The sequence below is a fragment of the Kitasatospora sp. NPDC056446 genome (assembly GCF_042796115.1).
Lineage (GTDB): Bacteria > Actinomycetota > Actinomycetes > Streptomycetales > Streptomycetaceae > Kitasatospora.
The window spans coordinates 94,817-115,860 of record NZ_JBHTRF010000021.1 but is presented as its reverse complement, the minus strand read 5'-3'; the positions used below and the strand labels follow the sequence as shown (position 1 = coordinate 115,860).

Below are 21,044 nucleotides of genomic sequence, written 5' to 3'. Positions count from 1 at the left end.
CCGCCTTGAGCGACCAGCCGTTCGCGCACCTGCACGTCCACACCGAGTACTCGATGCTGGACGGCGCCGCCCGGCTGAAGCAGATGTTCAAGGAGGTCGAGCGCCTCGGCCAGACCCATGTCGCCATGACCGACCACGGCAACATGTACGGCGCCGCCGAGTTCCACCGGCAGGCCACCGACGCAGGCATCACGCCCGTCATCGGCATCGAGGCGTACGTCGCCCCCGAGTCCCGCTCCAACACCAAGCGCGTCCTGTGGGGCCAGCCGCACCAGAAGCGGGACGACGTCTCCGCGTCCGGCGCGTACACCCACAAGACCATCTGGGCCCGGAACAAGGAGGGCCTGCACAACCTCTTCAAGCTGACCTCGCGCTCCTACGCCGAGGGCTGGCTGGTGAAGTGGCCCCGGATGGACAAGGAGCTGATCTCCGAGCTGTCCGGCGGCCTGATGGCCACCACGGGCTGCCCCTCCGGCGAGGTGCAGACCAGGCTGCGCCTCGGCCAGTTCGACGAGGCCGTCAAGTCCGCCGCCGACTACCAGGACATCTTCGGCAAGGAGAACTACTTCCTGGAGCTGATGGACCACGGCCTGGACATCGAGAAGCGGGTCCGCGACGGGCTGCTGGAGATCAGCAGGAAGCTGAACATCCCCCCGGTCGTCACCAACGACTCGCACTACACGACCGAGGCCGACGCCGGCGCGCACGACCTGCTGCTCTGCGTCCAGACCGGCAAGAACCTCTCCGACCCGGACCGCTTCCGCTTCGACGGCACCGGCTACTACATCAAGTCCGCCGCCGAGATGTACGCGCTGGACTCCTCGGACGCCTGGCAGGAGGGCTGCCGCAACAGCCAGCTCCTGGTCGCCTCCCGGGTCGACACCGAGGGCATGTTCAAGTTCAAGAACCTGATGCCCCGCTTCCCCATCCCGGAGGGCTTCGAGTCCGAGGCGGACTTCTTCAAGTCCAAGGTCTGGGAGGGCATGGACTGGCGCTTCCCGGACGGGTACGACGAGGAGCACAAGAAGCTCGCCGAGTACGAGATGGACACCATCATCCAGATGGGGTTCCCGGCGTACTTCCTCGTGGTCGCCGACTTCATCATGTGGGCCAAGAGCCAGGGCATCGCGGTGGGCCCCGGCCGTGGTTCGGCGGCCGGCTCGCTGGTCGCCTACGCGATGGGCATCACCGACCTCGACCCCATCCCGCACGGCCTGATCTTCGAGCGCTTCCTCAACCCCGAGCGCATCTCCATGCCCGACGTCGACATCGACTTCGACGAGCGCCGGCGCGGCGACGTGATCCGCTACGTGACCGAGAAGTGGGGATCCGACAAGGTCGCCATGATCGTCACGTACGGCACCATCAAGGCGAAGGCCGCCATCAAGGACTCCTCCCGGGTCCTCGGCTACCCGTACGCGATGGGCGACCGGATCACCAAGGCCATGCCGCCGGACGTCATGGGCAAGGGCATCCCGCTGTCCGGCATCACCGACTCCTCGCACCCGCGCTACGGCGAGGCCGGCGAGATCCGCGGCCTGTACGAGAGCGACCCGGACGTCAGGAAGGTCATCGACACCGCGCGCGGCATCGAGGGCCTGATCCGCCAGCCCGGCGTGCACGCCGCCGGCGTCATCATGTCCGCCGAGCCGCTGACCGACCACATCCCGGTCTGGACCCGGCACACCGACGGCGTCACCATCACGCAGTTCGACTACCCCACCTGTGAAGGCCTCGGCCTCCTCAAGATGGACTTCCTCGGCCTGCGCAACCTGACGATCATGGACGACGCCGTCAAGGCGATCGAGCGCAACAAGGGCCGGAAGATCGAGCTGCTCAAGCTGCCGCTCGACGACAAGCCGACCTACGAACTGCTCGCCCGCGGCGACACGCTCGGCGTCTTCCAGCTCGACGGCGGCCCCATGCGCTCGCTGCTGCGGCTGATGAAGCCCGACAACTTCGAGGACATCTCCGCCGTCCTGGCGCTGTACCGCCCGGGCCCGATGGGCGTCAACTCCCACACCAACTACGCGCTGCGCAAGAACGGCCAGCAGGAGATCACCCCGATCCACCCGGAGCTGGCGGAGCCCCTGGAGGAGGTGCTCCGGCCGACGTACGGCCTGATCGTCTACCAGGAGCAGGTGCAGAAGGCCGCGCAGATCCTGGCCGGCTACTCGCTCGGCCAGGCCGACCTGCTGCGCCGCGCCATGGGCAAGAAGAAGAAGGAGATCCTGGAGGCGGAGTTCGTCCCCTTCCAGAAGGGCTGCCGCGAGCGCGGCTACTCCGACGCGGCCATCCAGGCCGTGTGGGACGTCCTCGTCCCCTTCTCCGGCTACGCGTTCAACAAAGCGCACACCGCCGGCTACGGGCTGGTCTCGTACTGGACGGCGTACCTCAAGGCCAACTACCCGGCCGAGTACATGTCCGGGCTGCTCACGTCCGTCAAGGACGACAAGGACAAGTCCGCGGTCTACCTCAACGAGTGCCGCAAGATGGGCATCCAGGTGCTGCCGCCGGACGTCAACGAGTCGGACTCGGACTTCACCCCGCACGGTGACACCCTGGTCCGCTTCGGCCTCACGGCCATCCGCAACGTCGGCGGGCCGGTCGTCGACTCGATGATCCGCACCCGGAAGGCCAAGGGGAAGTTCGCGTCGTTCCCCGACTTCCTGGACAAGGTGGAATCGGTGGTCTGCAACAAGCGGACCGTCGAATCGCTGATCAAGGCCGGGGCCTTCGACTCGCTCGGCCACACCCGCAAGGGGCTCAGCGCCCAGTTCGAGCCGATGATCGACAACGTCGTCGGCGTCAAGCGCAAGGAGGCCGAGGGGCAGTTCGACCTGTTCGGCGGCGACACCACCGCCGACGAGCCGAGCTTCGGCCTCGACGTCGTCTTCTCCGACGACGAGTGGGAGAAGTCCTTCCTGCTCACCCAGGAACGCGAGATGCTCGGCCTGTACGTCTCCTCGCACCCGCTGCACGGCATCGAGCACGTCCTCGCCGACAAGGCGGACTGCGCCGTCGCCGACCTCGCGGAACGGCCCGACGGGACGATCGTCACCATCGGCGGCATCATCTCGGGCCTCCAGCGGAAGATGACCAAGCAGGGCAACGCCTGGGCCATCGCCACCGTCGAGGACCTGGCCGGCTCGATCGACTGCATGTTCTTCCCGGCCAGCTACCAGCTGGTCTCCTCCCAGCTCGTCGAGGATGCCGTGGTGTTCGTCCGCGGCAAGCTCGACAAGCGGGAGGACGTGCCGCGGCTGATGGGGATGGAGCTCTCCGCCCCCGACCTGTCGAACGCGCACGCCGAAGCGCCCATCGTCATCAACATCCCGACCGGGAAGGTCACCCCGCCGCTGATCGCCCGGCTCGGCGAGGTGCTGACCCACCACAAGGGCACCACCGAGGTGCGGGTGCGGCTGGAGGGCAGCACCAAGACGACCGTGCTGCGGCTGGACCGGCACCGGGTGAAGTCCGACCCGGCGCTGTTCGGGGACCTCAAGCAGCTGCTCGGGCCGAGCTGCCTGGTGGTCTGACCGGCTCGGCGGTCCGCCGGGCGGCTCGGCCGTTCCTCAGGAGCCGCTGCCCAGGCCCGGCGGGACGGCCGTGTGCAGGGCCGAGACGAACGCCGAGATCGCCGGATGGGAGCCCGCGCCCGCCCGGAACGCGGCGCGGGTGCGGCGGTACATCGGCAGCCGGGTGAGGACGACCCCGGGCGGCGGCTGCGCCGTGCCGAGGTGGGGGACCAGGGCCACCCCCTGGCCGGCGGCGACCAGGGCGAGCACGGTGGTGAAGTCGTCGATCTGGTGCCGGATCCGGGGCGCGAAGCCCGCCGACTCGCAGGCGCGGACGGCCATGGCGTGGCAGAGGGTGCCGGGCGGCGACATGATCCAGGGGGCGCCGCGCTGCTCGGCCACCGTCCCGGGGGCGCGGGCGGCCAGGTACATCGGCTCGGTGAAGACCGGGCGGGTCACCGCGAGGCCGGGCTCCGGGTCGGCCGGGACGAGGTCGTACTCGTGCACCAGCGCGACGTCCAGCTCGCCCGCGCGCAGCGCCGCGCCGACGCCCACCGGGTCCACCTCGGTGACCATCGGCTCCAGCCCCGGGTGCCAGGCGGCCAGCTCCGCGAGCACCGACGGGATGATCGCGCGGGCCGCCGAAGGGTAGGTGCCGATCCGCAGCGGCCCGGCCAGCCCCCGCTTGGCGTGCGCGAGTTCGGCGTCCGCCTGCTCCAGCAGGGCGAGCACCGACTCGGCGTGCCGGACCAGGTTGCGCCCGGCCGGGGTCAGCGCCACCCGCCGCCCGGTCCGCTCCAGCAGCGGGACGCCCGCCTCCTTCTCCAGGACGGACAGCTGCTGGGACACCGCCGAAGGGCTGAAGGACAGCGCCTCGGCGACGGCGGCGATGGTGCCGAGGTGGGCGAGTTCGCGCAGCAGGCGCAGGCGTCGGACATCGAGCATCGGCTCAGCTTACGAGAAGCGTCGGATCTGTGAACTGGACCTGCGGTGACGGCGGCCGCAGGATCGGTGGCATGGAACTCAAGGGCATCCACGTCCCCCTCGTCACCCCCTTCGCCGCCGACGGCTCGCTCGCGCTCGACGCGCTGGAGAAGCTCGCGCACGAGGTCCTCGACGCCGGCGCGGCCGGGCTCGTCGCCCTCGGCACCACCGGCGAGCCGGCCGCGCTGACCGCCGAGGAGCGGGACGCGGTGGTCGACGTCGCCGCGGCCGCCTGCGCGAGCCGCGGGGCGCTGCTGACCGTCGGCGTGCAGGGCGGGGACACCCGGACGACCGCCGCCTCCCTGGCGGCCCTCGCCGCGCGGGTGCCGAGCGCCTCGGCCGCGCTGGTCACCGTCCCGGCCTTCGTCCGGCCGGGCGAGGCGGGCACGGTCGCGCACTTCCGGGCCCTGGCCGCGAGCAGCCCGCTGCCGCTGGTCGTCTACCACATCCCGTACCGCACCGGGCAGGAGCTCTCCACCGCCGCGCTGCGCGAACTCGCCGCGATCGAGGGCGTGGTGGGCGTCAAGTACGCGACCGGCGGGCTGGACCGGACGGCCGCCGAACTGCTCGCCGACACCCCCGACGGGTTCGCGTTCCTCACCGGGGAGGACGCCTTCCTCGCGCCGATGCTGGCGCTCGGCGCGGCCGGCGGCATCCTCGCCTCCGCCCACCTGGCCACCGCCCGCTTCGTCGAGCTGGCGCAGGCCTGGGAGGCCGGGGACGTCGAGCGGGCCCGGGCGCTCGGGCACCGGCTGACCGCCCTGGCGCTGTCCGCCTTCACGGCGCCGAACCCGGCCGTCACCAAGGGCGTGCTGCACGCCCAGGGGCGGATCCCGACCCCGGACGTGCGGCTGCCGCTGCTGCCGGCCGGCCCGGGCGAGGTGGCGGCCGCGCTGGCCCTGGCAAATGGTCTGGACCACTAGGTCGACACGGGCACTCGTCCGGGGGCCCTCTCACACCGTGGAATACCAGGTCGCCCAGCCCGCGTGACAAGGCATGATGGGCAGAGTGCGGCTGTGAACAGCACCATTCAGAGGAGTAGTCGGAATGAAGATCGGCATTGTCGGTGCCACCGGCCAGGTCGGCGGCGTGGTCCGCGAGATCCTGGCGGAGCGCAACGTCCCGGTGGAGCAGCTGCGGCTGTTCGCCTCGGCCCGCTCGGCCGGGCGCACCCTGCCCTGGCAGGGCACCGAGGTCACCGTCGAGGACGCGTCCACGGCCGACTACACGGGCCTGGACATCGTGATCTTCTCGGCCGGCGGCTCCACCTCCAAGGCCCTCGCCCCCAAGGCCGCCGCGGCCGGCGCCGTCGTCATCGACAACTCGTCCGCCTGGCGCCGCGACCCCGAGGTCCCGCTGGTCGTCTCCGAGGTCAACCCCGAGGCCATCGCGGACCGCCCCAAGGGCATCATCGCCAACCCGAACTGCACCACCATGGCCGCCATGCCCGTGCTGCGCCCGCTGCACGAGGAAGCCGGCCTGGCCGCGCTGGTCGTCTCCACCTACCAGGCCGTGTCCGGCAGCGGCGTCGCCGGTGTCGCCGAGCTCCGGGACCAGGCCGCCAAGGTCATCGACGGTGCCGCCGCGCTCGCCCACGACGGCTCCGCCGTCGAGTTCCCCGAGCCCAAGGTCTACAAGCGCCCGATCGCCTTCAACGTGCTGCCGCTGGCCGGCTCCATCGTCGAGGACGGCTCCAACGAGACCGACGAGGAGCAGAAGCTCCGCCACGAGAGCCGCAAGATCCTCGGCATCCCCGACCTGAAGGTCTCCGGCACCTGCGTGCGCGTCCCGGTCTTCTCCGGCCACTCGCTGCAGATCAACGCCCGCTTCGAGCGCCCGATCAGCACCGAGCGCGCCGTCGAGCTGCTCGCCGCCGCCCCCGGCGTCGAGCTGTCCGACATCCCGACCCCGCTCCAGGCCGCCGGCCGGGACCCGAGCTACGTCGGCCGCATCCGGGTGGACGAGACCGTCGAGAACGGCCTGTCGCTGTTCGTGTCGAACGACAACCTGCGCAAGGGCGCCGCCCTCAACGCCGTCCAGCTGGCCGAGCTGGTCGCCGCCGAGCTGAAGGGCTGACCGCCGGCCAAGGGGTGAAACCCCGGCTCACGAGCCGAAACGCCGCCGCGTGACCTCGGGCGGGCTCCGTCGTTGAACGGGGCCCGCCTTCACGTTCTTTGCGTTCCGTTGGGGCGGCTGTTGCGGTACCGGGACATCCGGCAAGGTTCGGCAGACGAACCCCGGGTAAAAGGTGACCCAACGATCGGGCGACGACGGGGGCCCCTCACCTCGGCACGCCCGGACGGCGGGGCGGACCGCCCACCCCCACTTGACCCACCCGACTGATTCCGAGGGCAAGCGAGAAGAGGTGCGCGATGGACCGCTGTGTCGTCCTGGTGGACGCCGGATACCTGCTGGGCGCCGCCGCCAGCCTGCTCGCGGGGGACCCGTCCCGGTCCAGGATCACCGTGAACCACACCGCCCTGATCACCGCACTGCGCGAACGCGCCGAGGCCGAGACCGGGCTGCCGCTGCTGCGCATCTACTGGTTCGACGCCGCGCCCGACCGGCGCCCGATGCCCGAGCACCGGCGGCTGCGCGTGCTGCCCCGGGTCACCGTGCGGCTCGGCGCGCTCACCCGGGCCGAGGGGCGATGGGTGCAGAAGGGCGTCGACGCGGCGATGCACGCCGAACTCTCCGAACTCGCCCGCAACCGGGCCTGCGCCGACGTCGTACTGATCACCGGGGACGGCGACCTGCTGCCCGGCATGATGACCGCCAAGGAACACGGCGTCGCCGTCCACCTGTGGGCGCTCCAGGCCGCCGACGGGGACTTCAACCAGTCCGAGGACCTGGTCGGCGAGGCCGACGAGCGGCGGGTGCTGGACCGGGAGTGGATCGAGGGCTCGTTCTCGCTGCGGGACACGTCCAACCTGTTCCCCGCCCCCGGAGCCCGGCAGGAGATCGCCAAGATCCTCGCCGCGCCGCCCGCCGCACTGCCGGGCGTGGTGCCCGGGGTGCCGGCAGCCGTCGGCCCGGCCGCTGCGGCCCCCGCGAGCGCCGTCCCCGCCGCCGACGGGCGGCCGCAGCCGGCGGCCGCGCTCAAGGTCGTCCCCACCCCGAAGGACCTCGCCGGGCGGGCCTCCTCCGTCACCCCGATCACCCCGGTGGCCAACGGCCACGGCACCAACGGCCACACCGCGAACGGCCACAGCGCGAACGGATACTCCGCCAACGGCCACGCCGCCGTCGCGCAGGCCGGGCCGGTCCTGCGCTGGTCATCCGACCGGGGCTGGGTCGACCGGCCCGCCCCGGAGCCCGCCGTCACCGCCGGCGACAACCTGCCCACGCTCGCCCAGCTCACCACCGCCGAACAGCGCTGGGCCGACCGCGAGGAGGACATCACCACCATCGGCGGCGACGCCCACGAGGTCGGGCAGGTCTTCGCCCGCCGCTGGACCGACCGGATCAGCGACTCCGAACGGCTCACCGTGCTGTGGCCCGACTACCCGCGCATCCCGCACCGCGTCGACGGCGAGCTGCTCCGCTACGCCGCCCGCTTCGGACTGCTCGCGCACAAGGACGACCAGATCGACGAGCACGACCGGTACGCCATCCGGGCCGGGTTCTGGAAGGAATTGGCCGCGCGGGTGCCGGGCGGGTCGATGGTCGTCGACGACTGAGGCGGCGGCCCGGAGCGGTGCCCGCGGCGGGCGCCCGGAACGAGGGCCCGGAGCCGGAGTCCGGCCCCCGAGGCCCCGGCGACCAGGCCCCCTTGTCCGGTTCGCCCGTACGAGCGCGTAGAGTCGTCGGTCGTGAGTGAGACGGCCGGGCGAGCACCCGAGGAAACCCCGCCGTGCATCGTGGTGCGCGACCTGGTCAGGACCTACCGCAGCGGTCGCGGCGCGACCGCCACCGAGATCCGGGCCAACGACGGGATCAGCCTCACCGTCCGCCAGGGCGAGGTCTTCGGCCTGCTCGGGCCGAACGGCGCCGGGAAGTCGACGCTGGTCCGCCAGCTCACCGGCCTGCTGCGCCCCGACGCCGGAAGCGTCGAACTGCTCGGCCACGACATCGTGCGGCACCCCGAGCGGGCCGCCCGCCTCCTCGGCTACCTCGGACAGGAGTCCACCGCCCTCGACGAGCTGACCGTCGCGCTCGCCGCCGAGACCACCGGACGGCTGCGCGGACTCGGCCGGGCCCGCGCCCGGGCGGCGACGGCGGACGTCCTGGACGAGCTGGGGCTGACCGCCATCGCGCAGCGGCCGCTCGCCAAACTGTCCGGCGGCCAGCGGCGGCTCGCCTGCTTCGCCGCCGCCCTGGTGGGGGAGCGCCCGCTGCTCGTCCTCGACGAACCGACCACCGGCATGGACCCCGTCGCCCGGCGGGCGGTGTGGAGCGCCGTCGACCGGCGGCGCGCCGACCACGGGACGACCGTCCTGCTGGTCACCCACAACGTGATCGAGGCGGAGACCGTCCTCGACCGGGTCGCCGTGGTGGACGACGGCCGGCTCATCGCCTGCGACACGCCCGGCGGACTCAAGGCGCTCGTGGACGGCGACGTCCGGCTCGACCTGGTGTGGCGCGACGAGGCACCGCTCGGGGTGCCCGCCGTCGCCGCGCTCCGCGAACGGGCCGAGTGCACCGGCCGCCGCTGGACCGTCCGCACCACCCCCGAGCAGGCCCGCGAACTGGTCGCCGCCGTCACCACCGGCCCCGCCTTCGCCGCCCTCGACGACTTCACCCTCGCCACCCCGAGCCTTGAGGACGCGTACCTCAAGCTGGGCGGCCGCCACGGAGGACTGGCCAAGTGACCCTGCTCTCGGCGCCGCCCCGGACCGACCGGACCCCGGCCGGACCCGCCCCGCTCGCCCCCGCGGCCCGGCTGCTGCCGGCCCTCGCCGCGGTGTACCGTGCCCAGCTCGCCCGGGCGAAGGTCGCCCGGATCCCGCTGCTGTTCGTCGCCACCTTCCAGTCGGTCGGCATCCTGGTGATGATGCGCGGCGTCGTGGAGGGCGGGCAGTCCTCGGCGGCGCGGTCGGTGGTCGCCGGGTCGAGCGTGCTGGTGGTGGCGTTCGTCGCGCTCAACCTGCTCGCCCAGTACTTCGGGAAGCTGCGGGCCACCGGGGGCCTCGACCACTACGCGACGCTGCCGGTGCCGGCCGCCTCGGTGGTGCTCGGGACGGCCGCCGCGTACGCCTCCTTCACCCTGCCCGGCACCGTCTTCACGGCCGCGGTCGGCGCCGTCATGTTCGGGCTGCCGCTCGGCCAGCTGTGGGTGCTGCTCGCCGTCGTCCCGCTCGCCGGGGCCGCGCTGTCCGGGCTGGGGGCGGCCTGCGGGCTGCTCGCGCCGCGCCAGGAGCTCGCCACGATGCTCGGGCAGCTCGGGATGTCCGCCGCCCTGCTGCTCGGCGTCCTGCCGGTCGACCACCTGCCGCAGCCGGTGGTGTGGCTGCGGGACCTGCTGCCGTCCACGTACGGGGTCGAGGCCTTCGCCCGTACCTTCACGCCGGACCCGGACTGGGCGATGGTGCTCGTGGACCTGGGGGTGTGCGCGGGGGTGGGCGTGGTGTCGCTGGCCGTGGCCACCTGGGCGTACCGCCGGGCCGTCTCCCGTTAGGCCGTCTCCCGTTGGGCCGTCTCTTTCGGGGAGGCCTCGGCCGCACACCGGGGTGGGTGTCCGGGCCGCGCCGGGGGCCGTCGTGAAACGATGGGGCCTGTGACCGTACCGAACACACCTCCGGATCCCGCCCACGCCGATGTGCAGGCGGTGCCGGACGATGCCGCGCCCGACGCCGCGACCGACCCGTTCGCGCCTCCGCCGGTCGCCGGGCCCGTCGCGCCCGTCGCGTCCGACGGGCAGGCGCCCTCGCCGGGGCAGCGGCTGCGGCCGGAGGTACGGCTCGGCGCCGGGGTCGTCCTCGCCTGCCTGGTGGCCGGACTGGTCATGGCCGCGCTGTGGGCGTGGCTGGCGCCGAAGGTGCCGCTCGTCGTCGACGGGGACCGCATCCTCTACGTGGACCCCGAGGGCGAGCAGCGGGCCGGGGCCGACGCCGTCTTCGTGATCATCGCGCTGGGCGCGGGCATCGTCACCGCGCTCGGCGCCTTCCTGGTGACCCGCCGGCGCGGCGGCGGCATCGCGGTCGCCCTCGGGCTGGCCGTCGGCGGCCTGCTCGGCTCGCTGGGGGCCTGGCGGATCGGGCGGTGGCTCGGGCCGAGCAACGACCTGATCGGCGAGGCCCGACGGGTCGGGAACGGCGGGCACTTCGACGCGAGCATCGACCTGGGCGCCCTGGGCGCGCTGCTGGTGTGGCCGATGGCGGCGATGGTGGTGCTGCTCGCGCTGTCGGCGGCGTTCGGCAAGCGCGAGGAGGACCCGCCGCCGTACTGGGGGGCTCCGGTGGCTCCGCCCGCCGCCCCGGCGGGGTCGGTGGGGCCTGTGGGTCCGGCAGGGCCTGTGGGGCCTGTGGGGCCGACCGGGCCGGAGGACAGCCGGGGCTGAGGCTCGGGCAGCAGGGCAGCAGGGCAGCAGGGCAGCAGGGCAGCAGGGCAGCAGGGCGGAGGGTCGGTGGTCCGGTACGGGCCGGGGCCCCTCGCCCTGCGGCGTTTCCCGGGGTGCCCGTGCCCGTGCCCGTGCCCGGGGCTGCGGGTGGGCCCGGGCCCGGGGCCGAAGGCGGGCGCGGATCAGCGGGCGATGGCGGCGGTCCGGGCCCGGGTGAGGGCGATCAGGTCGGCGGGGGAGAGCTCCACCTCCAGGCCCCGGCGGCCCGCCGAGACGTAGACCGTGGCGTGGCCGAGGGCGCTCTCGTCGACGACCGTGCTCAGCGGGCGGCGCTGGCCCAGCGGGGAGATGCCGCCGAGGACGTAGCCGCTGCTGCGCTCGGCGGCGGCCGGGTCGGCCATCACGGCGCGCTTGCCGCCGACCGCCGCCGCCAGGGCCTTGAGGTCGAGCTTGCCGGCGACCGGGACGACACCGACCGTGAGGGTGCCGTCCACGTCGGCCACCAGGGTCTTGAAGACGCGCTCGGCGGCCACCCCGAGGACCTCGGCCGCCTCGCCGCCGTAGGACGCGGCGGCCGGGTCGTGGTCGTAGGCGTGCACCGTGAAGGGGACGGCGGCGCTCTCCAGGGCGACGGTCGCGGGGGTGCCCTGCCCGCCCTTCTTGCTCTTCTTGGCCATGCGGGGCCCGGGCTCCTCGGTCAGTTGGGGCTGAAGGACTGGCGGGTCAGGTCGACGGCGGGCAGCGAGGGCAGCCAGGTCAGGACGGCGGTCTCGCGGCGCAGCAGGTCGAGCTCGGCGCGCAGCCGCTGGGCGGTGTCGGGGCAGGCGAGCAGCTGCTGCTTGACCGGGGTCTCGAACACCGAGGCGGCGGCGACCAGGTAGGAGAGCACCTGCGGGTCGTCGGGGAGGTCCTGACGGCCGACGGTGCTGGCCTCGCGGGCGCCGGCCAGCCGCTTCTGGTACACCCGGAACGCCCGCTCGACCTCCGAGGCCAGGGCGCCGGAGCCCTCGCCGGGGCGCTCCTCGATCGGCTCGACCTCGCCGGTCAGGTACGGGCCCGAGGTGTCCGCCGAGCGGAGCCGGAACCGGGTGGTGCCGGTCACCAGCAGCTCGTAGCGGCCGTCCGGCTGGTGCTGGACGGAGGCCACGTCGGCGACGCAGCCGATGTGGAAGACCGCCTCCAGCGGGTCCCCGGTGGCGGTGCCCAGGCCGTCGAGCGGCCCGGCCGGGCCCTCCTCGGCCCGGACCGGCGCGACCTCACGGCCGTCCTTGATCGCGAGCACGCCGAACCGCCGGGGACTGTCCTCGGGCTGTTCGAGCAGGTCGGCGACGAGACGGCGGTAGCGCTCCTCGAAGACGTTCAGGGGTAGCACCAGGCCCGGGTAGAGCACGGTGTTCAACGGGAAGAGCGGAAGCCGTTCTGTCACGGCGGACAGCGTAGTTCCCCGGACGGGGGCCTTGTCGCGCGGTTTGCGCGCTCACCCGCGCCGGAGCGAGTGCTCACCCGCGCCGGAGCGAGCGCTCACCCGCGCCGGAGCCGGCGCTCACCCGCGCTGGAGCATCCGCGAGGCGCCGGCGACGACGGTGGACGCGAGCAGCCAGCCGATGACCACCAGCCCGGCGGAGATCCACTGGGAGGCGCCGCCCGGGTTCCAGCCGCCCTGGCCGAGGTCGACGATCGGCAGCAGCTGGTTGAGGGTGAACAGCACCGGGTTCCAGTGCGGCCGCTCGTCGGCCTTGAGCGGCTCCAGCGGGTGGGTGGCGAACCAGAGGCTGCCCAGCGCCCAGGCGAGCAGCAGCCACAGGCCCGCCCGGCCGGGGCGGTAGCCGTAGCCGACGGTGGCGTCCTGGACGGCGCCCCACAGCCGGGTGGGCGGCGGCAGGGTCCGGCGGCGCCGGCGCTGCTTGGCGTACAGCACCTCGCGGGCGTCGTCGTCGGCGCCGTCGCGGCGCAGGGCGGCGGCCAGCTGCTCGTAGGACTCGGGCTGGAAGTCCACCGAGGAGCCCTCCAGCCAGGCGATCCGCTCCTGGATGGTGAAGGGCCGGTGCGGGCGCAGGTTCTCGTAGACGAAGCCGGTGAGCGCCAGGTGCTTGCCGCGCGGCCAGGACTCCGGCGCGTCCACCAGGTTGCCGACCCGGGCGCGGGACAGCGCGACCGTGCCGGTGGGGCGGACCTTGCAGGTGAAGCGCAGCTCGGGGGTGTGGATGCGGCGCAGCGACAGCTCGTCGTCGCCCTCCAGGTGGAACTCGCCGGAGATCAGGCAGGCCCCGTCGAAGCGGCTGTCGGACAGCCGCACCCGGCCGAACGCGCGGAACGGGGTGATCGGGCCATCGGGCGGCGGGTTCTCGCCGTAGCCGGAGCCGTAGTAGCCGCGGGAGCCGGCCCAGCCGCGGTCGGCCGAGCCGGTCAGGTAGAGGGTGTGGCCGACGGTGACCCGGACGGCGTTGAAGCAGGTGTGGTTGTGCTGCCGGTCGGCGCGCAGCTGGGCGCCGCGCAGCGAGAGCCGGCCGCCTATCCGGGCCGTGCGTATGCTCAACTCGCCCGTGGTCTCCAGCCGTTCGGCCTCGAAGTCCTGGTTGACGGTGATCCCGTCCGCGGACACGGCACGGCCGTAGCGGTCGCCGCCGATGACGGCCTGGTTCAGCAGCAGGTCGGTGCCGATCCGGGCGTCGGTCAGCCGGACGCCGTCGGGGAGGCGGCAGCGGGCGAGGTGCAGGTCGCCGGTGGTGGAGAGCCGGGAGGCCTCCAGCCGGGGGACCAGGCAGCGGACGAAGCGCAGCGTCGAGGCCGCCGCCTCGGAGATCAGGATCTTGTGCTCGAAGCGGCAGTCCTGGAACTCGACGTAGTCCCCGATGGCGCCGCCGGCCAGGTTGAGCGCGCCGGTGACCGTCACGCCGCTCAGGCGTAACGAGGTGACCCGGCCCGGGGCGGGCTCGGGGCCGGCCAGCAGCAGCTGGGCGAGGACCTCGGCGCGCACGGTGCGTGACGGGCCCCAGACGGCGTCGCCGAAGGGGTCGTCGGTGTTCGCTTCGCCACTGCGGAAGTCCAGCACCTCACCCTGGCGGTACGCCTCCCAGAGCTCCCGTTCCGTGCCGGTCCAGCCCTCCGGAGCCTGCTGCGCCATGGTTTCCCCCGTCCCCCGGTCGTCTCGCCTTTCGTATCACGGACTGAAATCCGGGACCAGCGGTTCCGGGCACTCCTTACACTGGGTGGCGTGATCTCTCGAATCGACCTCCGCGGCTCGCTGGACGACCCGCGTGACCTGCTGCCCCGTGCCGAGTTCGACGTCGCGGCCGCCCTGGAGAAGGTGCGGCCGATCGCCGAGGACGTCCACCATCGCGGGGTCGCGGCGCTGATCGAGATCACCGAGCGCTTCGACGGCGTCCGGCTGGAGACCACCCGGGTGCCCGCCGAGCAGTTCGCCGAGGCCCTGGAGACGCTCGACCCGAAGGTGCGCGCCGCGCTGGAGGAGTCCATCCGCCGGGCCCGCGCCGTGCACGCCGACCAGCGCCGCACCGGGCACACCACCCAGGTCGTGCCGGGCGGCACCGTCACCCAGCGCTGGGTGCCGGTCGAGCGGGTCGGCCTCTACGTGCCGGGCGGCCTCGCGGTCTACCCGTCCTCCGTGGTGATGAACGTGGTGCCGGCCCAGGAGGCGGGCGTGCGGGGCATCGCGGTCACCTCCCCGCCGCAGAAGGCGTTCGGCGGCCGCGTCCACCCGACGATCCTGGCGGCCTGCGCGCTGCTCGGCGTCGACGAGGTCTACTCGGTCGGCGGCGCCCAGGCCGTCGCGATGTTCGCCCTCGGCACCGAGGAGTGCGAGCCGGTGAACATGGTCACCGGCCCCGGCAACATCTACGTGGCCGCCGCCAAGCGCTACTTCGCCGGCCGGATCGGCATCGACTCCGAGGCCGGCCCGACCGAGATCGCCGTCCTCGCCGACGACAGCGCGCTGGCGTCCGACGTCGCCGCCGACCTGATCAGCCAGGCCGAGCACGGCCCCACCTCCGGCTCGGTGCTGGTCACCGACTCCCCGGCGCTGGCCGACGCGGTCGAGGCCGAACTGGCCCTCCAGGTCGCCCGGACCAAGCACTCCGAGCGGGTCGCCGAGGCCCTCGGCGGCAAGCAGTCCGGCATCATCCTGGTCGACGACCTGACCCAGGGCCTCGCCGTCGTCAACGCGTACGCGGCCGAGCACCTGGAGATCCAGACCCGCGACCCGCACGCCGTCGCCGACCGAGTCGTCAACGCCGGCGCGATCTTCATCGGCCGCTGGACCCCGGTCTCGCTGGGCGACTACGCGGCCGGCTCCAACCACGTGCTGCCCACCGGCGGCTGCGCCTGCCACTCCGCCGGGCTGTCCGTGCAGACCTTCCTGCGCGGCGTCCAGGTCGTCGAGTACGACCGGGAGGCGCTCGCCGACGTCGCCGCGCACGTCGTCACCCTGGCGAACGCCGAGGACCTGCCCGGGCACGGCGACGCGATCAAGGCACGTTTCGTCGGAGACGAACAGAACTGGCACAGCGACTGGACGGTGCAGGGCTCGTGACCGCTATCGACGACCTTCCGATCCGCGACGAACTGCGCGGCCAGTCCCCGTACGGCGCGCCGCAGCTGGACGTGCCCGTCCAGCTGAACACCAACGAGAACCCGTACCCGCTGCCCGAGGAACTGGTCGCCCGGATCGCCGAGCGCGTCGCCGAGGCCGCCCGCGGACTCAACCGCTACCCCGACCGGGACGCGGTCGAGCTGCGCGAAGGCCTCGCCGGGTACCTCGCGAAGACCACCGGCCACCCCGTCGTCCGCGAACAGGTGTGGGCCGCCAACGGCTCCAACGAGGTCCTCCAGCAGCTGCTCCAGACCTTCGGCGGCCCCGGCCGCAGCGCGCTCGGCTTCGAACCCTCCTACTCGATGCACGCGCTGATCTCCCGGGGCACCGGCACCGAGTGGATCTCCGGCCCGCGCAACGACGACTTCACCATCGACGTCGACGCCGCCCTCCTCGCGATCGCCGAGCACAAGCCCAACGTGGTCTTCGTCTGCTCGCCGAACAACCCGACCGGCACCGCCGTCGACGCCGACACCGTGCTGCGGCTGTACGAGGCCGCGCAGGCCGCCCGGCCCAGCCTGGTCGTCGTCGACGAGGCCTACGTCGAGTTCTCGCACCGCGCCTCGCTGCTGCCGCTGATCGAGGGCCGCCCCAACCTGGTGGTCAGCCGCACCATGTCCAAGGCCTTCGGCGCCGCCGGGCTGCGCCTGGGCTACCTGGCCGCCGACCCGGCCGTGGTGGACGCCGTCCAGCTGGTGCGCCTGCCGTACCACCTGTCCGCCGTCACCCAGGCCACCGCGCTGGCCTGCCTGGAGCACACCGACACCCTGCTCGGGTACGTCGGCCGGCTCAAGGCGGAACGCGACCGGCTCGTCGAGGCGCTGCGCGCCCTCGGGCTGGAGGTCACCGACTCGGACGCCAACTTCGTCCAGTTCGGCCGCTTCGCCGACACCCACGCCGTCTGGCAGGCCGTCCTCGACCAGGGCGTCCTGGTCCGGGACAACGGCGTCCCCGGGTGGCTGCGCGTGACCGCCGGCACGCCCGCCGAGAACGACGCCTTCCTGGACGCCGTCCGTACCGTGATCAAGGAGCTGTAACCCCTCATGTCCCGCATCGGACGCGTCGAGCGCACCACCAAGGAGACCTCCGTCCTGGTCGAGATCGACCTCGACGGCACCGGGAAGACCGACATCTCCACCGGCGTCGGCTTCTACGACCACATGCTCGACCAGCTCGGCCGGCACGGTCTGTTCGACCTCACCGTCAAGACCGACGGCGACCTGCACATCGACACCCACCACACCATCGAGGACACCGCCCTCGCGCTCGGCGCCGCCTTCAAGCAGGCGCTCGGCGACAAGGTGGGCATCTACCGCTTCGGCAACTGCACGGTGCCGCTGGACGAGTCGCTCGCCCAGGTCACCGTCGACCTCTCCGGCCGGCCCTACCTGGTGCACACCGAGCCCGAGACGATGGCGCCGATGATCGGCAGCTACGACACCACGATGACCCGGCACATCCTGGAGTCGTTCGTGGCCCAGGCGCAGATCGCGCTGCACGTCCACGTGCCGTACGGCCGCAACGCCCACCACATCGTGGAGTGCCAGTTCAAGGCGCTGGCCCGGGCGCTGCGCTACGCCTCCGAGCGCGACCAGCGCGCGGCCGGCATCCTCCCCTCGACCAAGGGTGCGCTGTGAACAACACCGCGATGATCCTCATCTTCTTCGGCCTCTTCCTGGCCGGCGGGGTGATCTCCTTCTGGAAGCAGAAGCACTCGAAGGGCGTCATCCTGGTGCTGGCCTTCGGTGCCGTGATGTGCCTGGGCTCCGGCCTCATGCGCCTGTAGACCCCGCCGTAGAGAGACTGGACACCTGAACATGGGCAAGAACGTCGTCGTCCTCGACTACGGCTCCGGCAACCTGCGCTCCGCGCAGCGCGCCCTGGAGCGGACCGGGGCGAACGTCACGGTCAGCTCCGACTACGACACCGCGATGGCCGCGGACGGCCTGCTCGTCCCCGGCGTGGGCGCCTTCGAGGCCTGCATGCGCGGACTCAAGTCGGTCCGCGGCGACTGGATCGTCGACCGCCGCCTCGCCGGGGGCCGCCCGGTCATGGGCATCTGCGTCGGCATGCAGATCCTGTTCGAGAAGGGCGTCGAGCACGGCGTGGAGACGGCCGGCTGCGACGAGTGGCCGGGCACCGTCGAGCCGCTGGAGGCCCCCGTCGTCCCGCACATGGGCTGGAACACCGTGGACGTGCCCGAGGGCAGCCGGATGTTCGCCGGCCTCGACCCCGAGACCCGCTTCTACTTCGTGCACTCCTACGGGGTGCGGCACTGGGAGCTGGAGAGCCACAGCGCGCGGATCAACCCGCCGCTGGTCACCTGGGCCACGCACGGGCAGCCGTTCGTCGCGGCCGTCGAGAACGGCCCGCTGTGGGCCACCCAGTTCCACCCCGAGAAGTCCGGCGACGCCGGCGCCGCCCTGCTGACCAACTGGGTCAACACCCTCTGAGCGTCTGAGAGTTGTTTCTGATGAGCCGCCTCGAACTGCTTCCCGCCGTCGACGTCCGCGACGGCCAGGCCGTCCGCCTGGTCAAGGGCGCCTCCGGCACCGAGACCTCCTTCGGCGAACCGCTGGCCGCCGCCCTCGCCTGGCAGAACGCCGGCGCCGAATGGCTGCACCTGGTCGACCTGGACGCCGCCTTCGGCACCGGCTCGAACTACGAGCTGCTGCGCGACGTCACCGGCCGGCTGGACATCAAGGTCGAGCTGTCCGGCGGCATCCGCGACGACGAGTCGCTGGCCCGCGCCCTCGCCACCGGCTGCACCCGGGTCAACCTCGGCACCGCCGCCCTGGAGGCCCCCGAGTGGGTCGCCAAGGCCATCGCCGAGCACGGCGACAAGATCGCCGTCGGCCTCGACGTCGTCGGCACCACCCTGCGCGGCCGCGGCTGGACCCGCGACGGCGGCCAGCTCTTCGAGGTGCTGGAGCGCCTCGACCAGGAGGGCTGCGCCCGCTACGTCGTCACCGACGTCAACCGCGACGGCACCCTGACCGGCCCCAACCTCCAGCTGCTGCGCGACGTCTGCGCCGCCACCGACCGCCCGGTGGTCGCCTCCGGCGGCGTCTCCTCGCTCGACGACCTGCGCGCCATCGCCACGCTCGTCGGCGAGGGTGTCGAGGGCGCCATCGTGGGCAAGGCACTCTACGAGCAGAAGTTCACCCTCGAAGAGGCCCTGGAGGCGGTTTCAGGATGACGGACGGTCGGATCGTGCGCGGGCAGGTCGACAACGGTCGGGTCAGCGGATTCTCGCCCTGGGAGGACGAGTTCGGCTACTCCCGGGCGGTCGCCGCGGGCGACCACGTGCACGTGGCCGGCACGACCGCCTGGGTCGACGGCCGGATCGAGCACGAGGGGGACCCGTACCGGCAGACCCTCGCCGCGTTCGGCGTCGGCCTCACGGCCCTGGCCGCGTACGGTCTGACCGCGGACGACGTGGTCCGCACCCGGATGTTCATCACCCACGTCCGCGACGCCGAGGAAGTGGGCCGCGCCCACCACGAACTCTTCGACGCCGCACGCCCGGCGGCCACCATGGTGGTGGTCGAGGGCCTGATCGACTCCCGGATGATGGTCGAGATCGAGCTCGACGCGTACCGGTCCGGGCTGGCAAAGACCCTGGAAGGCAAACAGCCGTGACCCTCGCAGTACGTGTCATCCCCTGCCTGGACGTGGACGCCGGGCGGGTGGTCAAGGGCGTCAACTTCCAGAACCTGCGCGACGCCGGCGACCCGGTCGAGATGGCCAGGCTCTACGACGCCGAAGGCGCCGACGAGCTGACCTTCCTCGACATCACCGCCTCCTCCGGCGACCGGGAGACCACCTACGACGTGGTCCGCCGCACCGCCGAGCAGGTCTTCATCCCGCTCACCGTCGGCGGCGGCATCCGCGCCGTCGACGACGTGGACAAGCTGCTGCGGGCCGGTGCCGACAAGGTCGGCGTCAACACCGCCGCCATCGCCCGGCCGGAACTGGTCCGCGAGATCGCCCGGCGGTTCGGCCGGCAGGTGCTGGTGCTCTCGGTGGACGCCCGGCGCTGCCCGGAGGGCACCGAGACGGCGTCCGGCTACGAGGTCACCACCCACGGCGGACGCCAGGGCACCGGCCTCGACGCCGTCGAGTGGGCGGGCCGCGCGGCCGAACTCGGCGCCGGCGAGATCCTGCTCAACTCGATGGACGCGGACGGCACCAAGGACGGCTACGACCTGGAGATGATCCGGGCCGTCCGCAAGACCGTCTCGGTGCCGGTGATCGCCTCCGGCGGGGCCGGCAAGCTCGCCGACTTCGCCCCGGCCGTCGAGGCGGGCGCGGACGCCGTCCTGGCCGCCAGCGTCTTCCACTTCGGGGACCTGCGGATCGGCGAGGTCAAGGGCGCGCTGCGGGACGCCGGGCACCCGGTGCGCTGATCCTCCCGTCCGGGCGGGCCCGCGGTCCTCGCGACCGCGGGCCCGCCCGCGCGTTCAGGACTCCTGCGGCTCGCCGTGGATCAGCGCGAACGGCGCGCCGTTCGGGTCCGCCAGCCAGGCCAGCCGGCCCACCTTCTCCACGTCCGAGGCCGGCATCAGCACCGATCCGCCGGCCGCCGTCGCCCGGGCGACCACCGCGTCCACGTCCTCGGCGGCGAAGTACGGCGTCCAGGCGGAGGGCTGCTCCGGGGACATCGTCGGGGCGATCCCGCCGAAGGCGTTCGACCTGGGGTCGCCCTCGACAGTCGAGAGCACCCGGTAGTTCATCCCGGGGGAGGGCTCGAAGTCCTCCACCCGCCAGCCGAACAGCTGCCGGTAGAAGGCGTAGGCGCCGTCCTGGTCCGAGGTGTGCAGCTCCGCCCAGACCAGTGCGCCCTCCTGGGACACCGCGTCCAGCCCCTTGGTGCGCCCGGCCTCCCAGACCGCGAACCGGGCGCCCTGCGGGTCGGCGAACTGCGCCAGCCGGCCCTCCCCCATGACGTCCATCGGCTCGACCGAGACCGTGCCGCCGGCCTGCCGGACCGCGTTGGCGGTGGCGTCCGCGTCGGCGCCGCGGAAGTACGTCGTCCACGTCGACGGGGCGCCCTCGTCGAGCGGGCCGATCGCGCCGACCGTCTTCCCGTCCGACTGGAGGAAGCCGTAGCCCATGGCGTCCGGCAGCTCCTGGAACGTCCAGCCGAAGACCTTCCCGTAGAACGCGGCACTGGCGGGGATGTCCGGGCTGCCCAGGTCGATCCAGCAGGGCGAGCCGATGGGGAAGTCGGTGGTGATCATGGCGGGGCGCCCCTTCGACGGAGAGTGACCGGGGCGCTTCCGTCGGGCGCGCGCACGCCCCCGCCCCGGCCACCTGCGAGTCTGCACCCGGGCACTGACATCCGCAGCCGGGACGGCCGCCGGGGGTGGCCGGCGGCAGGGAGGGAGGCGCCGTCCCGCGGCGGCGAATGTGAGGCGCGTCACTTCCCCGG

20 protein-coding genes are annotated in these 21,044 nt (G+C 73.1%); 15 read left to right on the top strand and 5 right to left on the bottom strand.

Translation table 11 applies throughout. From position 1 onward, the window contains the following. The first annotated feature begins 5 nt into the window (after positions 1–5). Positions 6–3,539: a DNA polymerase III subunit alpha gene (dnaE, locus tag ACFQ6N_RS16010; RefSeq protein ID WP_380649564.1), complete on the top strand. Its 3,534-nt coding sequence runs from the start codon at positions 6–8 to the stop codon at positions 3,537–3,539. Between the two features lie 36 nt (positions 3,540–3,575). On the opposite strand, the gene ACFQ6N_RS16005 is transcribed toward dnaE, so the two are convergent. Next, complete coding sequence (locus ACFQ6N_RS16005) at positions 3,576–4,463, bottom strand: LysR family transcriptional regulator (RefSeq protein WP_380649563.1); 888 nt, start codon at positions 4,461–4,463, stop codon at positions 3,576–3,578. Positions 4,464–4,534: 71 nt separating this feature from the next. Between ACFQ6N_RS16005 and ACFQ6N_RS16000 the strand changes: the two genes are divergently transcribed. The 6 genes from ACFQ6N_RS16000 (at position 4,535) to ACFQ6N_RS15975 (ending at position 11,001) form a co-directional block, all read left to right on the top strand. After that, positions 4,535–5,425, top strand: coding sequence for a dihydrodipicolinate synthase family protein (locus tag ACFQ6N_RS16000; protein ID WP_380649562.1), 891 nt, complete (start codon positions 4,535–4,537; stop codon positions 5,423–5,425). 124 nt (positions 5,426–5,549) lie between these two features. Further along, positions 5,550–6,578 carry an aspartate-semialdehyde dehydrogenase gene (locus ACFQ6N_RS15995; RefSeq protein WP_380649561.1) on the top strand — a complete coding sequence of 343 codons (1,029 nt, stop codon included), beginning with the start codon at positions 5,550–5,552 and terminating at the stop codon, positions 6,576–6,578. Positions 6,579–6,874: 296 nt separating this feature from the next. Beyond that, positions 6,875–8,182, top strand: a complete 1,308-nt coding sequence (locus tag ACFQ6N_RS15990) for an NYN domain-containing protein (protein ID WP_380649560.1) — start codon at positions 6,875–6,877, stop codon at positions 8,180–8,182. Positions 8,183–8,362: 180 nt separating this feature from the next. After that, complete coding sequence (locus tag ACFQ6N_RS15985) at positions 8,363–9,313, top strand: ABC transporter ATP-binding protein (protein ID WP_380649590.1); 951 nt, start codon at positions 8,363–8,365, stop codon at positions 9,311–9,313. Then, a complete protein-coding gene (locus ACFQ6N_RS15980) occupies positions 9,310–10,119 on the top strand; it encodes an ABC transporter permease (protein ID WP_380649559.1) in 810 nt (269 codons plus the stop codon). The genes ACFQ6N_RS15985 and ACFQ6N_RS15980 overlap by 4 nt, the downstream gene beginning before the upstream one ends. Before the next feature lie 99 nt (positions 10,120–10,218). Further along, positions 10,219–11,001: a hypothetical protein gene (locus ACFQ6N_RS15975; protein ID WP_380649557.1), complete on the top strand. Its 783-nt coding sequence runs from the start codon at positions 10,219–10,221 to the stop codon at positions 10,999–11,001. Positions 11,002–11,183: 182 nt separating this feature from the next. On the opposite strand, the gene ybaK is transcribed toward ACFQ6N_RS15975, so the two are convergent. From ybaK to ACFQ6N_RS15960, 3 genes are all read right to left on the bottom strand, one after another. Beyond that, entirely contained in the window at positions 11,184–11,678 is a 495-nt protein-coding gene (gene ybaK, locus ACFQ6N_RS15970; RefSeq protein WP_380649556.1) for a Cys-tRNA(Pro) deacylase, read from the bottom strand. Positions 11,679–11,698: 20 nt separating this feature from the next. After that, a complete protein-coding gene (locus tag ACFQ6N_RS15965) occupies positions 11,699–12,427 on the bottom strand; it encodes an LON peptidase substrate-binding domain-containing protein (RefSeq protein ID WP_380649555.1) in 729 nt (242 codons plus the stop codon). Positions 12,428–12,544: 117 nt separating this feature from the next. Then, positions 12,545–14,125, bottom strand: a complete 1,581-nt coding sequence (locus tag ACFQ6N_RS15960; protein ID WP_380649554.1) for an oxidoreductase — start codon at positions 14,123–14,125, stop codon at positions 12,545–12,547. Between the two features lie 90 nt (positions 14,126–14,215). Between ACFQ6N_RS15960 and hisD the strand changes: the two genes are divergently transcribed. The 8 genes from hisD to hisF are packed head-to-tail and all read left to right on the top strand — an operon-like array spanning position 14,216 to position 20,019. Then, entirely contained in the window at positions 14,216–15,550 is a 1,335-nt protein-coding gene (gene hisD, locus ACFQ6N_RS15955) for a histidinol dehydrogenase (RefSeq protein WP_380649553.1), read from the top strand. Beyond that, positions 15,547–16,647, top strand: coding sequence for a histidinol-phosphate transaminase (locus ACFQ6N_RS15950; protein WP_380649552.1), 1,101 nt, complete (start codon positions 15,547–15,549; stop codon positions 16,645–16,647). The genes hisD and ACFQ6N_RS15950 overlap by 4 nt, the downstream gene beginning before the upstream one ends. Positions 16,648–16,653: 6 nt before the next feature. Continuing rightward, positions 16,654–17,247 carry an imidazoleglycerol-phosphate dehydratase HisB gene (gene hisB / locus ACFQ6N_RS15945; RefSeq protein ID WP_380649551.1) on the top strand — a complete coding sequence of 198 codons (594 nt, stop codon included), beginning with the start codon at positions 16,654–16,656 and terminating at the stop codon, positions 17,245–17,247. Beyond that, entirely contained in the window at positions 17,244–17,396 is a 153-nt protein-coding gene (locus tag ACFQ6N_RS15940) for a hypothetical protein (protein ID WP_380649550.1), read from the top strand. Before hisB ends, ACFQ6N_RS15940 begins: the two co-directional genes overlap by 4 nt. 31 nt (positions 17,397–17,427) lie before the next feature. Then, positions 17,428–18,063: an imidazole glycerol phosphate synthase subunit HisH gene (gene hisH / locus ACFQ6N_RS15935; protein ID WP_380649548.1), complete on the top strand. Its 636-nt coding sequence runs from the start codon at positions 17,428–17,430 to the stop codon at positions 18,061–18,063. 20 nt (positions 18,064–18,083) lie between these two features. Beyond that, positions 18,084–18,809: a bifunctional 1-(5-phosphoribosyl)-5-((5-phosphoribosylamino)methylideneamino)imidazole-4-carboxamide isomerase/phosphoribosylanthranilate isomerase PriA gene (gene priA / locus ACFQ6N_RS15930; RefSeq protein ID WP_380649547.1), complete on the top strand. Its 726-nt coding sequence runs from the start codon at positions 18,084–18,086 to the stop codon at positions 18,807–18,809. Beyond that, a complete protein-coding gene (locus ACFQ6N_RS15925; protein ID WP_380649546.1) occupies positions 18,806–19,252 on the top strand; it encodes a RidA family protein in 447 nt (148 codons plus the stop codon). Before priA ends, ACFQ6N_RS15925 begins: the two co-directional genes overlap by 4 nt. Then, positions 19,249–20,019: an imidazole glycerol phosphate synthase subunit HisF gene (gene hisF / locus ACFQ6N_RS15920; RefSeq protein ID WP_380649545.1), complete on the top strand. Its 771-nt coding sequence runs from the start codon at positions 19,249–19,251 to the stop codon at positions 20,017–20,019. The genes ACFQ6N_RS15925 and hisF overlap by 4 nt, the downstream gene beginning before the upstream one ends. A gap of 54 nt (positions 20,020–20,073) precedes the next feature. Here hisF and ACFQ6N_RS15915 read toward each other — a convergent pair whose 3' ends face one another. Continuing rightward, positions 20,074–20,853 (bottom strand): VOC family protein, encoded by a 780-nt coding sequence (locus ACFQ6N_RS15915; RefSeq protein ID WP_380649544.1) that lies wholly within the window; start codon positions 20,851–20,853, stop codon positions 20,074–20,076. Positions 20,854–21,044: the final 191 nt, after the last annotated feature.

Coding starts and splice junctions, on each gene's coding strand:
- ACFQ6N_RS16005 (WP_380649563.1), bottom strand. CDS start 4,463: ATGCTCGATGTCCGACGCCTGCGCCTGCTGCGCGAACTCGCCCACCTC.
- ACFQ6N_RS16000 (WP_380649562.1), top strand. CDS start 4,535: ATGGAACTCAAGGGCATCCACGTCCCCCTCGTCACCCCCTTCGCCGCC.
- ACFQ6N_RS15995 (WP_380649561.1), top strand. CDS start 5,550: ATGAAGATCGGCATTGTCGGTGCCACCGGCCAGGTCGGCGGCGTGGTC.
- ACFQ6N_RS15990 (WP_380649560.1), top strand. CDS start 6,875: ATGGACCGCTGTGTCGTCCTGGTGGACGCCGGATACCTGCTGGGCGCC.
- ybaK (WP_380649556.1), bottom strand. CDS start 11,678: ATGGCCAAGAAGAGCAAGAAGGGCGGGCAGGGCACCCCCGCGACCGTC.
- ACFQ6N_RS15960 (WP_380649554.1), bottom strand. CDS start 14,125: ATGGCGCAGCAGGCTCCGGAGGGCTGGACCGGCACGGAACGGGAGCTC.
- hisB (WP_380649551.1), top strand. CDS start 16,654: ATGTCCCGCATCGGACGCGTCGAGCGCACCACCAAGGAGACCTCCGTC.
- hisH (WP_380649548.1), top strand. CDS start 17,428: ATGGGCAAGAACGTCGTCGTCCTCGACTACGGCTCCGGCAACCTGCGC.
- priA (WP_380649547.1), top strand. CDS start 18,084: ATGAGCCGCCTCGAACTGCTTCCCGCCGTCGACGTCCGCGACGGCCAG.
- ACFQ6N_RS15925 (WP_380649546.1), top strand. CDS start 18,806: ATGACGGACGGTCGGATCGTGCGCGGGCAGGTCGACAACGGTCGGGTC.
- ACFQ6N_RS15915 (WP_380649544.1), bottom strand. CDS start 20,853: ATGATCACCACCGACTTCCCCATCGGCTCGCCCTGCTGGATCGACCTG.